Origin of the sequence: Pseudomonas sp. NPDC087690, assembly GCF_044743175.1 — a bacterium.
Classification (GTDB): domain Bacteria; phylum Pseudomonadota; class Gammaproteobacteria; order Pseudomonadales; family Pseudomonadaceae; genus Aquipseudomonas.
Map to the genome: position 1 here is coordinate 77,531 of NZ_JBIUVX010000006.1, position 15,114 is coordinate 92,644.

Sequence of the window (15,114 nt, forward strand, 5' to 3'; positions counted from 1 at the left end):
GCAGGCTCGCTCCCACATTGGCTGTGTGAACGACACAGAACCCTGTGGGAGCGAGCTTGCTCGCGAAGGCGTCTGCCCAGACACCACAGACTCCATGCAAAACCCGCCAATGGCGGTTATTCTTCCCCCCGACTGTTACGTGTGCATTTGGGGGAAAGGCCAGCATGGATAAAGTCATTGTGATCACCGGTGGCGGGCGCGGGATTGGCGCCGCTACGGCGTTGTTGGCTGCCGAGCAGGGATATCGGATCTGCATCAACTATCAGTCGGATGAACAAGCCGCGCAAAGCGTGCTGGAGCAAGTCCGCGCACTGGGCGCACAAGCCATCGCGGTGCGCGCCGACGTCAGCATCGAAGACGAAGTGATCGCGCTGTTCCAGCGGGTCGACAGCGAACTCGGTCGTGTCACCGCCCTGGTGAACAATGCCGGCACCGTCGGGCAAAAGTCGCGGGTCGACGAAATGTCCGAATTCCGCATTCTCAAGATCATGAAAACCAATGTCCTGGCGCCGATCCTTTGTGCCAAACACGCGATCCTGCGCATGTCGCCCAAGCACGGCGGGCAGGGTGGCAGTATCGTCAACGTGTCGTCGGTGGCGTCGCGTCTGGGCTCGCCAAATGAATACGTCGACTACGCCGCGTCCAAAGGCGCGCTCGACACTTTTACCATTGGCTTGTCCAAGGAAGTGGCGGGTGAGGGGATTCGGGTCAACGCCGTGCGCCCGGGTTACATCTATACCGATTTCCACGCCTTGAGTGGCGACCCGGATCGGGTCAGCAAGCTGGAGTCGGCGATTCCGATGGCCCGTGGCGGGCGGCCGGATGAGGTGGCGGAGGCGATTGTCTGGTTGTTGTCGGACAAGGCGTCGTATGCGACCGGGACGTTTGTTGATTTGGGGGGCGGACGTTAATTCACCGGTGGCCGCTCTGGCCCTATCGCGAGCAGGCTCACTCCTACATTTGGAATGCGTTCCCCTGTAGGAGTGAGCCTGCTCGCGATAGCTATTGGTGGGGCAGTACAAACCTGTCAGAACGACCGCACAATCCGCCCCAACGTCTCCATGGCTTTTTCCGAATCCTCGGTCCAAGGGCTGCCATAGTTCAGGCGAATACAATTCCTGAAGCGCTGCGTCGGCGAGAAAATCGGCCCCGGCGCAATACTGATGCCCTGCGCCAGTGCCATCTGAAACAACTTCAATGAATCCATTTGCGGTGGCAGTTCCAGCCACAAAAAGTAGCCGCCCGCCGGTTGGCTGACCCGGGTCTGCGCCGGGAAGTAACGGGCGATGGCGGCAAGCATCGCGCTCTGCTGTTCTTCCAGTGCATAGCGAAGTTTGCGCAGGTGACGGTCATAGCCGCCGTGTTGCAGATAGTCGGCAATCGCCGCTTGCGCCGGCATCGAGGCACATAACGAAGTCATCAGTTTCAGCCGTTCGATTTTCTGCGCGTAACGCCCGGCAGCGACCCAGCCGATGCGATAGCCGGGGGCCAGGCTCTTGGCGAACGAGCCGCAGTGCATCACCAGACCTTCGGTGTCGAAGGCCTTGGCCGGTTTCGGCGCCTGTTGGCCGTAATAGAGCTCGGCGTAGACATCGTCCTCGATCAGCGGCACCTGATGGCGGCGCAGCAGTTCGACCAGTTCCTGTTTTTTTGACTCGGGCATGGTTGCGCCCATCGGATTCTGGAAACTGGTCATACACCAGCAGGCCTTGATCGGATGCCGTTCCAGCGTCTGCGCAAGTACGCCAAGGTCGATGCCGTCACGCGGGTGCACGGGGATTTCCACGGCTTTGAGTTTCAGCCGCTCCAGTACTTGCAGGCTGGCGTAGAACGCCGGGGCCTCGATGGCCACTAGGTCGCCGGGTTCAGTCACTGCTTGCAGGCACAGGTTCAGCGCTTCGAGGGCGCCGTTGGTGATCAGCAGTTCTTCCATCGGCAGCATCAGGCCGCCGACCATGTAGCGCAGAGCGATTTGCCGGCGCAGTTGCGGATTGCCCGGCGACATGTCGGTGACGACCATGCGCGGGTCCATCTCGCGGGCGGCGCTGGCCAGCGAGCGCGACAGGCGTTGCAACGGGAACAGCGTGGGGCTGGGGAACGCCGAGCCGAAGGGGATCGTGCTCGGGTCCTTGATCGAATCGAGTACCGAGAACACCAGTTCGCTGACGTCGACTTCGGTGGAGTCGTTAACGTGGCTGCTGATCACCGGCTCGGAAAACGGGCTCGGCGCGTGAGTGTTGACGAAGTAGCCGGAGCGCGGCCGCGCGCGGATCAGGCCGCGGCGTTCGAGCAGGTAGTAGGCCTGGAACACCGTGGACGGGCTGACCCCGTAGGTCTGGCTGGCGTAACGCACCGACGGCACGCGCTGGCCGGGGCCGAGGACGCCGGAGCGGATCAGTTCAGCGATGTCGTCGGCGAATTTTTCGTAGCGTTTCATCGAGGAGCCTTGGTGCTGGTTGATGATGAGGTGTGTCAGGAGAACTGCCCCTCACCCTAGCCCTCTCCCAGAGGGAGAGGAACCTGATTGGGGGATGCTTGCTAAATACACCGACCTGAAAGTGCTTTGCTGAATCCACAATCGACTCGGCCTGAAAGTGTTTTGCTGAATCCGTAATCGATTCGGCTTGATAGTGCTTTGCTGAATCCACAATCGACTCGGCCTGAAAGTGCTTTGCTGAATCCACAATCGACTCGGCCTGAAAGTGCTTTGCTGAATCCACAATCGACTCGACCTGAAAGTGCTTTGCTGAATCCACAATCGACTCGGCCTGAAAGTGTTTTGCTGAATCCACAATCGACTCGGTCTGTCAGGTCGATGGATAGCGACAGACACCTCGGTCGGCTCCCTCTACCCCTGGGAGAGGGCTGGGGTGAGGGAGCGGATTCTAAGGGATCAACGATTCATCGGCGCAACAAACCTGCTCTTCGCCACGCTGTAAATCTCAGGCTCATCGCTGTCGGCAATTTTGAAACTCAAGGTTTGCGAGCTGCTGGCCGGGCGCTCCGTGGTCATCGCCACTGACACCGGCACATCGACAATTTCCCCCGGCGCCAGGCTCAGCTCGGTCTTGCCTTGCAGCTGGAAGCCATCGCCATCCACCAGCGTCAGGTTGTAGTCCTGGCGTTGCTGGGTCTTGTTGATGACTTTGAGGCTATAGATGTTTTCGATCTGGCCTTGACCGTTCTCACGGAACAGCCCGCGATCCTTGGTCACGTCCAGCGAGACCATTGGCCGCTCGACCAGCGCCAATGCCAACGCGCCGATCATCGCTACCAGCACCACGGTGTAGCCAATCAGACGCGGACGCAGCAGATGGGTTTTACCCCCCTGCAATTCGCGCTCGGAACTGTAGCGGATCAAACCGCGCGGGTAGTTCATCTTGTCCATGATCGAATCACAGGCGTCGATGCACGCGGCGCAGCCGATGCACTCCATCTGCAAGCCGTCGCGAATGTCGATGCCGGTCGGGCAGACCTGCACGCACAACTGGCAGTCGATGCAATCACCCAGACCTGCTTCTACCGGTTTCACGTCGCGTTTGCGCGGGCCACGGTTTTCGCCACGGGCCACGTCGTAGGAAATCGTCAGGGTGTCCTTGTCGAACATCACGCTCTGGAACCGCGCATACGGGCACATGTGCATGCACACCGCTTCACGCAACCAGCCAGCGTTGATGTACGTGGCGGCGGCGAAGAACAGCACCCAGAACAGGCTGACCCCGCCGATCTGCAAAGTCAGCAGCTCTTCAGCCAGTGGCCGGATCGGGGTGAAGTAACCGACGAAGGTCAGGCCAGTCATCACGCTGATCGCCAGCCACAGCGTGTGCTTGGCCGCACGCCGGGCCAGTTTGTTCAGGCTCCACGGTGCGGCTTGCAGCTTGATCCGCTGGTTGCGTTCGCCTTCGGTGATTTTCTCGCACCACATGAAAATCCACGTCCACGAACTCTGCGGACAGGTGTAACCGCACCAGACCCGACCGGCGAACACGGTGATGGCGAACAGGCCGAACGCGGCGATGATCAGCAGCGCCGACAGCAGGATGAAATCCTGCGGCCAGAACGTCGCGCCGAAGATGTGGAATTTGCTTTCAGAAAGATCCCAGAGCACTGCCTGACGTCCGCCCCAGTTCAGCCACACAGTGCCGAAAAACAGCACGAACAGAAATCCCGCGCCGCTCATGCGCAGGGTGCGGAACAGACCGGTGAAGCTGCGGGTGTGGATCTGGTTGTCACTGGACTTGGCCGTCGCCTTCATTGGGCGTGCGGGCACACTTTTAATGGTTGGCGTTGCTTCTACGGTTCGGACGGGGATTTGTTCGCTCATGGTTATTCGCTCATCAGCCTCCATCAGGCCAGAGCACTATGAGCGTCGATCTGTTTGCATAACAGACTCAGGTATTTCAATAAAAAGCGGATCAGATGCGTTTTCGCGCAGCGCCTGCGACAACTTGAAGCAGCCCGCAGACAAAGGCGCAAACGCCTATCGCAGACGTTTGCGCGGGGTGTTGATCAGGGTCAGTCAAATCACCGAATCACTCTCGTCGGCCTTCAGGTGCTTGCGACCGTCTTTGGCGCCTGCGACGGTCAAGGCGTCAGCTTCTTTTTCGCTGATGTAAACGCGCCGGCCTTCTATTTCCACGAACGACATGGATTTTTCGCTATCCGTCATGACTTCCAGGGTGTCGCAAATGCGAATTTCCTCGCCATGTTCAACGGTGAAAAAACACACTTTTTGTTCGGGGTTGGATTCATCGACTCGAAGAGGCATGGGAGCAGTCCTTTTTTCAGTGAGGTCTGCAAGGTTAGGGCGCACGCTGCGCCGATCGTTCTGCGCAACTGATTAATGGTCGCCGCTGTCCATCCTTTATAGACCCTTGGAAAGGACCGCCGGATGAACGCGTGGTGGCATGAAGTGTGGGAAACCCTGCAAGCGGAATTCGCTGACGTCGGCGATGCCTCGCAACTGACGCGGATTACCGTGCGCCTGCTGATGGCGGCGATTCTGGGTGGCATTCTCGGGTTCGAGCGCGAACACAAAGGCAAGGCCGCCGGGGTGCGCACACACATGCTGGTGGCGCTCGGCGCGGCGTTGTTTGTGCTGGTGCCGCAGACTTCGGGGGCAGAGTCGGATGCAATGAGCCGGGTGGTGCAAGGGGTGATTGCCGGGATCGGCTTTCTCGGTGCCGGGACTATCCTGAAAAACAAGGAAGGCGATGAAGGTCATGTCAAAGGCCTGACCACGGCTGCCGGGCTGTGGATGACCGCTGCGATCGGTGTTGCGGCTGGGTTGGGCAAGGAAGCAACGGCGTTGCTCAGCACCTTTCTGGCGCTGGCAATTTTTAGCGTGATGCCGCGGATCGTGAAGCTCTTCGAAAAAGAAGAAGAGAAGACTGATGACCACTGATCATTCCGGCGCCGGAGATCGTTGATCGTTCCCACGCTCCGCGTGGGAATGCAGCCCGGGACGCTCCGCGTCCCAAAGCGGACGCGGAGCGTCCATTGAGGCATTCCCACGCGGAGCGTGGGAACGATCAATCACGATCAGTTAGACGATGACGGGTGGCATCGTGCTCGGCGGTTCTTCCTTAGGCGGTGGCGTGGTGCCCGGCGGTTCCTGCTCGGGAATCGGCTGCGGCTCGGTCTCGGGCAAGGTGGGTTTGTCGATGTTCGGATCGGGCGTTTCCGCCGGGATCGGGATATTCATCTGATGACCTCCGTGTGGCACATGGCGTGAGAAGTGCTTAAGTGGATTGACCACCTCATGGCGAATTCGATCCGCTTTTCTGACACGGTAATTTCATCTGAACTTTTCCCGGCGCCGGTCGCTCGGAACCTAAGTGAGTTCATTCCGGGCAGGCGCTCGATTGCGAACGCTGAACCGGCACAAGAGCGTCCTTGGGGCGTTAAGGAGAGATGCTCAATGACTGCTGAAAAACCCTCAGAATTAAACTACAACCCGCATATGCCACTGTCGCAGGCTTTGCTGTTGCCACGCATTGCCATCGAAAACACCATGCCGACCCTCGATGGCGGGCAGTTCGCGGTGAAGTCGATCGCCGGTCGTGAAGTAGTGGTTACCAGCAAGGTGTTCGCCGACGGCCACGACAAACTCGCGGTGCGCATCCGCTGGCGCGAGGAAGGCGAAGAGCAATGGCAAAGCGAAGTCATGGCCGATCAGGGCAATAATGGCTGGCAAGGCCAGTTCCGCCCTGAACAGCAGGGCCGCTACCTCTATTGCATCGAAGCGTGGATCGATCACTTCGCCAGTTTTCAGTACGAACTGGAGAAAAAACACAATGCCGCCGTCCCCGTTTCGCTGGAGTTGCAGGAAGGCCGGACCATGGTTCAGCAGGCCGCCGAACGCAGCGAGGGCCAGCTCAGCGAACAACTGGCGGCGTTGCACCACGAATTGTCCGGGTTGCTCGAAACCGAGCAGGTCGCGCTGTTTCTGCACTCGCGCAGTGCGCAATTGATGGCTGAGGCCGATCACCGCGCCTACTTGAGCGTCAGCGCCGAATTCCCCATGGACGTTGAGCGAGAACTGGCCGAGTTTGCCAGTTGGTATGAACTGTTTCCCCGCTCGATCACCGATGATCCCCGCCGTCATGGCACTTTCAATGACGTGCACGCGCGTCTGCCGATGATTCAAGACATGGGCTTCGACGTGTTGTACTTCACGCCGATCCACCCGATCGGCCGTGCGCACCGCAAGGGCCGCAATAATTCCTTGACCGCCGGCCCGGATGATCCAGGCAGCCCTTATGCCATCGGCAGCGAGGAGGGCGGTCACGAGGCGATCCACTCGCAACTCGGCACCCGCGAAGACTTCCGCCGACTGGTTGCCGCTGCTGCCGATCATGGTCTGGAAATCGCCCTCGATTTCGCCATCCAGTGTTCCCAGGATCACCCGTGGCTCAAGCAGCATCCGGGCTGGTTCAACTGGCGCCCGGACGGCACGATCAAATACGCAGAGAACCCGCCAAAAAAATACCAGGACATCGTCAACGTCGACTTCTACGCGCCGGACGCGATTCCGAGTCTGTGGGTCGAACTGCGCGACATCGTCATTGGCTGGGTCGAGGAGGGCGTGAAGATCTTTCGCGTCGACAATCCGCACACCAAACCGCTGCCGTTCTGGCAATGGCTGATTGCTGACGTTCGCGCGCTTTACCCCGAAGTGATCTTCCTCGCTGAAGCCTTCACTACGCCGGCGATGATGGCGCGCCTCGGTAAGGTTGGTTACACGCAGAGTTACACCTATTTCACCTGGCGTAACAGCAAGGCTGAGCTGGCGACGTATTTCACCGAACTGAACGAATCGCCTTGGCGCGAATGCTACCGGCCGAATTTCTTCGTCAATACGCCGGACATCAACCCGGCATTCCTGCACGAGTCCGGGCGCCCGGGGTTTCTGATTCGTGCGGCGCTGGCAACCATGGGTTCGGGCTTGTGGGGCATGTATTCCGGTTTTGAACTGTGCGAGTCGGCGCCGGTGCCGGGCAAGGAGGAATACCTCGACTCGGAGAAATACGAGATCCGCGTTCGCGACTTCACCGCGCCGGGCAACATCATTGCCGAGATCGCCCAGCTCAACCGCATCCGCCGGCAGAACCCGGCGCTGCACACGCATCTGGGCTTGAAGGTCTACAACGCCTGGAACGACAACATTCTGTATTTCGGCAAGCGCAGTTTTGACGGTAGCAATTTCATTCTGGTCGCGGTCAGCCTCGATCCGCATAACGTGCAGGAGGCGAACTTCGAACTGCCATTGTGGGAAATGGGCCTGCCCGATGACGCGACGACCCACGGCGAAGACTTGATGAACGGGCATCGCTGGGACTGGCACGGCAAATACCAGTTCATGCGCCTGGACCCGGCGTATCAGCCGTTCGGCATTTGGCGAATCACTGCCTGAACACAGAACCATTGTAGGAGTGAGCCTGCTCGCGATAGCAATCTTGCAGGCGACAACTCTACTGAATATGAAACCGCTATCGCGAGCAGGCTCACTCCTACAGGTTGCTCAGCGTTTTCGAGCCAGATGATCGGCTCACGGTTTATCCAGAATTCAACAGGAGTTTCACATGGCGAAGAAACCCAAAGCAGCCACCTTTATCAAAGACCCGCTCTGGTATAAGGACGCGGTGATCTATCAAGTCCATGTCAAATCGTTTTTCGATTCCAACAATGACGGGATCGGCGACTTTCCCGGCCTGATCGCCAAACTCGACTACATCGCCGACCTCGGCGTCAACACCATCTGGCTTCTGCCGTTCTACCCCTCGCCACGCCGCGACGACGGTTACGACATCGCCGAATACCGAGGCGTACACAGCGATTACGGGACCATGGCCGATGCCAAGCGCTTTATCGCCGAGGCGCACAAGCGCGGTTTGCGAGTGATCACTGAACTGGTCATCAACCACACCTCCGACCAGCACCCGTGGTTCCAGCGTGCGCGCAAGGCCAAACCCGGCTCGGCGGCGCGGGACTTTTACGTGTGGTCGGATGACGATCAGAAATACGACGGCACGCGGATCATTTTTCTCGACACGGAGAAATCCAACTGGACCTGGGACCCGGTCGCGGGCCAGTACTTCTGGCACCGTTTCTATTCGCACCAACCCGATCTGAATTTCGACAACCCGCAAGTGATGAAAGCCGTGCTCTCGGTGATGCGTTACTGGCTGGACATGGGCATCGACGGTCTGCGTCTCGACGCCATCCCTTACCTGATCGAACGCGACGGCACCAATAACGAAAATCTCCCCGAGACCCATGACGTCCTCAAGCAAATCCGTGCGGAAATCGACGCCAACTATCCCGACCGCATGCTGCTCGCTGAGGCCAACCAGTGGCCGGAAGACACTCAGCTGTACTTCGGTGACACCGATGCCGAAGGTGTAAACGGCGACGAATGCCACATGGCGTTTCACTTCCCGTTGATGCCGCGCATGTACATGGCGTTGGCCCAGGAAGATCGCTTCCCGATCACCGACATTTTGCGCCAGACCCCGGAAATCCCCGCCAACTGCCAATGGGCGATTTTCCTGCGTAACCACGATGAGCTGACGCTGGAGATGGTCACCGACAAAGAACGTGACTATCTATGGAATTACTACGCCGCTGACCGCCGTGCGCGGATCAATCTCGGCATTCGCCGTCGCTTGGCGCCGTTGATGGAGCGCGATCGCCGCCGCATCGAATTGCTCAACAGTCTGCTGCTGTCGATGCCCGGCACGCCGACGTTGTATTACGGTGATGAAATCGGCATGGGTGACAACATCTACCTCGGCGACCGCGACGGTGTGCGTACGCCGATGCAATGGTCGATCGACCGCAACGGCGGTTTCTCTCGCGCCGATCCGGCGAGCCTGGTACTGCCGCCGATCATGGACCCGCAGTACGGCTATCTGTCGGTTAACGTCGAAACCCAGTCGGGCGATCCGCATTCATTGCTCAACTGGACCCGACGCTTGCTCGCTGTGCGCAAACAGTCGAAAGCCTTCGGCCGTGGCACCTTGAAGATGCTCTCACCGAACAACCGTCGCGTGCTGGCCTACACCCGCGAATTCACCGATGCCGACGGCAAGCACGAAATTATCCTCTGCGTGGCCAACGTCTCGCGCAGCGCGCAAGCGGTGGAGCTGGACCTGTCGGCCTACGTCGGCATGGTGCCGGTGGAGATGCTCGGCGGTAATGCCTTCCCGCCGATCGGTCAGTTGAATTTCCTCCTGACCCTGGCGCCGTACGGTTTCTACTGGTTTGCACTGGCCGCGGAAAACCAGATGCCGAGCTGGCACGTCGAACCGGCGCAGAGCCTGCCGGACTTCACCACGCTGGTGTTGAAGAAACGCATGGAGGAATTGCTCGAAGCGCCGTCGCGCACGACGCTGGAGCAGAGCATCCTGCCGAGCTGGCTGCAGAACCGGCGCTGGTTCGCTGGCAAAGATGCTGGCATCGACAAGGTGCATCTGGCCTATGGCGTGCGTTTCGGCGACGCGCAGCATCCGGTGCTGCTCAGCGAAATCGAAGTCACCAGCGCTGGGCAGACCAGTCGTTATCAATTGCCGTTTGGCTTCATTGCCGAAGATCAGGTCGGCCCGGCGTTGCCGCAGCAATTGGCGTTGTCGCGTGTACGAAGAGTGCGACAAGTCGGTTTGATCACCGATGCGTTCAGCCTTGAAGCGTTCATTCGCGCGGTGCTGCACGGCATGCAGAACAACACGGTGCTGGAATCAACCGAGGGCGAAATCCGTTTTGCGCCGACCGCGCAACTGGAAAAACTCGGCCTCGGCGGCGAGGCGGAAGTGCGTTATCTGTCCGCTGAGCAATCGAACAGTTCGGTGGTGATCGGCAACAGTCTGGTGCTCAAGCTGATACGTAAAGTCGCTTCTGGCGTACACCCGGAACTGGAGATGAGCGCTTACCTGACCGAGGCCGGATTTGCCAATATTTCACCGCTGCTCGGCTCGGTTATCCGCCGCGATGCCAAGGGCGAAGACAATTTGTTGATGATCGCCCAAGGCTATCTGAGCAATCAGGGTGATGCCTGGGAATGGACGCAGAACAACCTCGAACGGGCGCTGCGCGATGAACTGGCCGATGCCATGTCCGAACAGGAGCAGCATTACAACGCGTTGGGTGAACTGAGGGACTTTGCCGGCATGCTCGGCCAGCGCTTGGGTGAGATGCACAAGGTGCTCGCCGCGCCAACCGACAATGCCGACTTCGCCCCGCAAGTGTCGACCACCAAGGACATGCAGGCCACGGGCAAGGATGTCGTGGCGCAGGTCGAACATGCCTTGAAGCTGCTTAAGCAACATCAGGGCGAGCTCGATGCAGCGGATCAGAAGCTGGTCAAACGCCTGATCGACGAGAAGAAAACCATTCTTGCGCATGTGCAGGATCTGGCGAAAAAAGCCACGGGTGGCTTGCGTATCCGCGTCCACGGCGACCTGCATCTGGGCCAGGTGCTGGTGATCAAGGGCGATGCCTATCTGATCGACTTCGAGGGCGAACCGGCGCGGCCATTGAGCGAGCGCCGTGGCAAACACAGCCCGTACAAGGATGTCAGCGGCGTGCTGCGCTCCTTCGATTACGCGGCAGCGATGACCATCAACGTGCACAACGTTGACCACAGCGCTGAGTCTGAAACTGCGCGGCGTCTGGTGGCCGAGCGCTATCTGCGTGAGGCCCGTGAGGCATTTGTTCAGGCATATCGCCGCGCGGCAGCTAGTCTTGAGCATGCTTGGCAAGATCCTGAAGGTGCCGACGCTGCGCTTGCGTTGTTCGGCCTGGAGAAGGCGGCCTATGAAGTGGCCTATGAAGCCGAAAATCGCCCCACGTGGCTGCCCGTGCCGTTGCACGGTTTGTACGGGTTATTGACGGGGCTTAAACCCTTTTCCGATCTTGGTGGAGAGTAGTCATGAGTTTCTCAAACAAGGAACAGGGTCAGGTCAAAGAAGCGCTGCTGCCCTCGGCGAAAGATATCGACGCCTTGGTCCGCGCTGAACATCACGACCCTTTTTCCATTCTCGGCCCGCACGGCGATGGCGCTGGTGGGCAATTCATTCGCGCGTATCTGCCCGGTGCATTGAGCGTCGTGGTAGTGGACAAGGACAGCGGCGAAGAACGCGGTCCGTTGGAGCAGACCGAAACGCCGGGGCTGTTTGTCGGTCATTTCGATCAGGCGCGGCCTTACCAGCTGCGCACGCGCTGGGCCGGCGGCGAGCAAGTCGCCGAGGACCCGTATAGCTTTGGCCAGTTGCTCGGTGAAATGGATTTGTATCTGTTCGCCGAGGGCAATCACCGTGACCTCAGCGCGTGCCTTGGCGCGCAGCTGAAAACCGTGGATGGCGTCGACGGCGTGCGTTTCGCGGTGTGGGCGCCGAATGCCCGGCGCGTGTCAGTGGTGGGGGATTTCAACGTCTGGGACGGGCGTCGCCATCCCATGCGCCTGCGTCATCCGTCCGGGGTCTGGGAGCTGTTCATTCCGCGCCTGCAAGCGGGCGAGCTGTACAAATACGAGATTCTCGGTGCCCACGGCATTCTGCCGCTCAAGGCCGACCCGATGGCGCTGGCCACCAGCCTGCCGCCGGATACCGCGTCAAAAGTCGCGGAACCCCTGCAGATCGACTGGCAGGATCAGGACTGGATGAGCAGCCGCCGCGACCGTCACAAGCATTCGGCGCCGCTGTCGATCTATGAGCTGCACGCCGGTTCGTGGCAATGCGAGCTGGATGATCTCGGTGAGGTGGCGCGTCAGTACACCTGGCCGGAACTTGCCGAGCGGCTGATTCCGTACGTCAAGGAACTCGGTTTCACCCACATCGAATTGATGCCGATCATGGAACACCCGTTCGGCGGTTCCTGGGGTTATCAGTTGCTCTCGCAATTTGCACCGAGCGCGCGGTATGGCACGCCGGCACAGTTCGCCGAATTCGTCGACGCCTGCCACCGCGCGGAGATCGGCGTGATCCTCGATTGGGTACCGGCGCATTTCCCCACCGATACCCACGGTCTGGCGCAATTCGACGGCACCGCGCTGTACGAGTACGGCAATCCGCTGGAAGGTTTCCATCAGGATTGGGACACGCTGATCTACAACCTGGGGCGCACCGAAGTGCACGGCTACATGCTCGCCTCCGGGCTGCATTGGCTGAAGCATTTCCATGTCGATGGTTTGCGCGTCGATGCGGTGGCGTCGATGCTCTATCGCGACTATTCGCGCAAGGCTGGCGAGTGGGTGCCGAACCGTCATGGCGGGCGCGAGAATCTCGAAGCCATCGATTTCCTCCGGCATTTGAACGATGTGGTTGAGCTGGAAGCGCCGGGTGCGCTGGTGATCGCCGAAGAATCCACGGCGTGGCCCGGTGTCAGTCAAAGTACGCAGCAGGGCGGCCTGGGTTTTGCCTACAAATGGAACATGGGCTGGATGCACGATTCACTGCATTACATTCAGCAGGACCCGGTGTACCGCGCCCACCATCACAACGAGTTGAGTTTTGGCCTGGTCTACGCTTGGTCCGAGCGTTTCATCCTGCCGATCTCCCACGATGAAGTGGTACATGGCAAGCATTCGCTGATCGACAAGATGCCCGGCGACCGCTGGCAGAAATTCGCCAACTTGCGCGCGTATCTGAGTTTCATGTGGACCCATCCCGGCAAGAAGCTGTTGTTCATGGGCTGCGAATTTGGCCAGTGGCGCGAGTGGAATCACGATCAGCAGCTCGATTGGTATCTGCTGCAGTACTCCGAGCACAAAGGCGTGCAGAAACTGGTTGGCGATCTCAATCGGCTGTATCGCGAGGAGCCGGCGCTGCACGATCAGGACGACGCGCCGCAGGGGTTTCAGTGGTTGATTGGTGACGATGCGATCAACAGCGTTTATGCCTGGCTGCGCTGGAGCAAGGAGGGCGCACCGGTGCTGGTGGTGGCCAACTTCACCCCGGTGCCGCGTCAGGCGTATCGCGTCGGTGTGCCATTTGCCGGGCGCTGGACTGAGTTGCTCAATAGCGATGCCGACACCTATGCCGGTTCCAATTACGGCAATGGCGGCGGGGCATTTACCGAGGAAGTGGCGAGCCATGGCCAGTCGTTGTCGCTGGAACTGAACCTGCCGCCGTTGGCAGTGTTGATCCTCAAACCGGAGGGTTGATCCAGTAGCGAGTTGCTGCCATCGCGAGCAGGCTCACTCCTACACTTGGAATGCGTTCCCCTTGTAGGAGTGAGCCTGCTCGCGATGGCGTCAGCACAAACACTCTCGCCGCCAAGCCAAACGCTACCAACGCATCCGCACCCCAAGACTGCCAATGATCCCGTTCAAATCATTGTCATCGACATCACTGCTGTAATCGGCACTGACATACAGACTCACTGCCGGCGTCACCCGCGCCACCAGGCCCAAGCCCAATTCAACGGTAGATGACTTGCGGCTGCTGCTGATCTTGTCGACCTGATCCAGTGTCACGGTATTGCCGGTGTACACCGTGTGCCAAAGGTTGGTGCGAACATAGGGCTCGACCGGCAGGCCGTTCAAATCGTAACTGCCTTTCAAGCGTGCGCCGACACGACCGCTCCATGCCGTCAGATCGGCGGAAGAGGCATTGCCCGAGCCGGCGTAGGGCGTGTCGAGGGTGATGCGTTGATTGATCAGTTGCGCCTGCGGTTCGACCACCCAGTTTTCACTCAGGCCGATCGGATAACCGCCTTCGACCGAAAAAGTCATGGCGCTGCCTTCGGTGGCTTGCCGCGCGCCTTGGCCGTTGCGGCTAAAGCCACTGACCCGGCCGCCGCTGGCGGATAAATCGACGTGCCAACCCTGCGCGCCGATCAGGCTGTAATAGGCGCCGAGGCTTTGGCCTTGCAGATTAAGCGTGTCACTGTTCGGGTCTGCCAGGGCGCGGCTGGTGATTGGCCCGTTGCCATTGGCTTGAATCTGGTTGAGACCACCAATCAGGCCGATGGTCTGGGTATGGCTACCACTTTGCAGCGTCAGCACAGCCGGGCCTTTGAAGTCGCCGCTGCCAGGCATCGCGTAACCCGACGACAACACATCGGTTTGTGCCTGACGGGCACTTCTGCCATACAGCTCATCCCAGGCCGACGGTGCGAGGTCTTCGGTGATCAGGCGCGTGCCCTGCAGGTCTGGGCGTGGACTGAGGCGTTGCGGGCCTGGGGTAATGACCGTGGCGGGCAAGGTCATGACGGGAACGTCCGCGCGATACCACGGGGTCGTTTCATCCGACACAGGGCTGGCCTGCGCCTCCATGGATGAGCACAGCAGGATCGAACTCGACACTGTGCAGAAAGTGATTTTGATCTCGTGTGGGGTGATGGTGGGCGTTTTCATGGAGGTCTACCTTGCAGGCGCATGCGGTATCTCGAGTTTGGCGTCTCTCCTACCCCGAACGAGGGGCGACCGAATGGAGCGGGGCGAACCCTGACCGCTCGATTTCGCGAGTGTCCGAAGGCTCGTCCCGGGTAGTGATTCCGGGGGTAGTAAGGTAGAGATAAGAAGACTGGAAGGCGCCCGTCAAGAAATTGAACGATGAGCGGTAGTGGTAAAGCAGCGTTTGCAAGCGTTTGTTTTTCTGCACATAACTAAGTTGT

The 15,114-nt window shown here is 59.6% G+C and carries 10 protein-coding genes; 5 read left to right on the forward strand and 5 right to left on the reverse strand.

The window, feature by feature from the left end; all coding sequences use genetic code 11:
- Positions 1-164: 164 nt before the first annotated feature.
- The gene (locus ACIPIZ_RS10485; RefSeq protein ID WP_236431598.1) at positions 165-911 is read left to right on the forward strand and encodes an SDR family oxidoreductase; all 747 of its coding nucleotides are present in this window, start codon (positions 165-167) and stop codon (positions 909-911) included.
- A gap of 116 nt (positions 912-1,027) precedes the next feature.
- Here the strand turns inward: ACIPIZ_RS10485 and mapR are convergent, their stop codons facing one another.
- The 3 genes from mapR to ACIPIZ_RS10500 all read right to left on the reverse strand — a co-directional run bounded on the left by mapR (position 1,028) and on the right by ACIPIZ_RS10500 (position 4,768).
- Complete coding sequence (mapR, locus tag ACIPIZ_RS10490; RefSeq protein WP_401165215.1) at positions 1,028-2,437, reverse strand: GntR family transcriptional regulator MpaR; 1,410 nt, start codon at positions 2,435-2,437, stop codon at positions 1,028-1,030.
- 456 nt (positions 2,438-2,893) lie between these two features.
- Complete coding sequence (gene ccoG, locus ACIPIZ_RS10495) at positions 2,894-4,324, reverse strand: cytochrome c oxidase accessory protein CcoG (protein WP_401165216.1); 1,431 nt, start codon at positions 4,322-4,324, stop codon at positions 2,894-2,896.
- Between the two features lie 195 nt (positions 4,325-4,519).
- On the reverse strand, positions 4,520-4,768 hold the full coding sequence (locus ACIPIZ_RS10500; protein WP_064391076.1) for a DUF3203 family protein: 249 nt from the start codon (positions 4,766-4,768) through the stop codon (positions 4,520-4,522).
- A 123-nt stretch (positions 4,769-4,891) separates the two neighbouring features.
- Here ACIPIZ_RS10500 and ACIPIZ_RS10505 point away from each other — a divergent pair, with 123 nt between their 5' ends.
- Positions 4,892-5,404, forward strand: coding sequence for an MgtC/SapB family protein (locus ACIPIZ_RS10505; protein WP_105708126.1), 513 nt, complete (start codon positions 4,892-4,894; stop codon positions 5,402-5,404).
- A 141-nt stretch (positions 5,405-5,545) separates the two neighbouring features.
- On the opposite strand, the gene ACIPIZ_RS10510 is transcribed toward ACIPIZ_RS10505, so the two are convergent.
- Complete coding sequence (locus ACIPIZ_RS10510) at positions 5,546-5,704, reverse strand: hypothetical protein (protein WP_016985118.1); 159 nt, start codon at positions 5,702-5,704, stop codon at positions 5,546-5,548.
- A 216-nt stretch (positions 5,705-5,920) separates the two neighbouring features.
- On the opposite strand from ACIPIZ_RS10510, the gene ACIPIZ_RS10515 reads away from it, so the two are divergent.
- The 3 genes from ACIPIZ_RS10515 (at position 5,921) to glgB (ending at position 13,660) form a co-directional block, all read left to right on the forward strand.
- Entirely contained in the window at positions 5,921-7,915 is a 1,995-nt protein-coding gene (locus ACIPIZ_RS10515; RefSeq protein ID WP_122661324.1) for an alpha-1,4-glucan--maltose-1-phosphate maltosyltransferase, read from the forward strand.
- A gap of 169 nt (positions 7,916-8,084) precedes the next feature.
- The gene (gene treS / locus ACIPIZ_RS10520) at positions 8,085-11,426 is read left to right on the forward strand and encodes a maltose alpha-D-glucosyltransferase (RefSeq protein WP_401165218.1); all 3,342 of its coding nucleotides are present in this window, start codon (positions 8,085-8,087) and stop codon (positions 11,424-11,426) included.
- Between the two features lie 2 nt (positions 11,427-11,428).
- Positions 11,429-13,660 carry a 1,4-alpha-glucan branching protein GlgB gene (glgB, locus tag ACIPIZ_RS10525; protein WP_122855134.1) on the forward strand — a complete coding sequence of 744 codons (2,232 nt, stop codon included), beginning with the start codon at positions 11,429-11,431 and terminating at the stop codon, positions 13,658-13,660.
- Positions 13,661-13,783: 123 nt separating this feature from the next.
- Here the strand turns inward: glgB and ACIPIZ_RS10530 are convergent, their stop codons facing one another.
- A complete protein-coding gene (locus ACIPIZ_RS10530; protein ID WP_122661321.1) occupies positions 13,784-14,854 on the reverse strand; it encodes an autotransporter outer membrane beta-barrel domain-containing protein in 1,071 nt (356 codons plus the stop codon).
- Positions 14,855-15,114 lie beyond the last annotated feature (260 nt).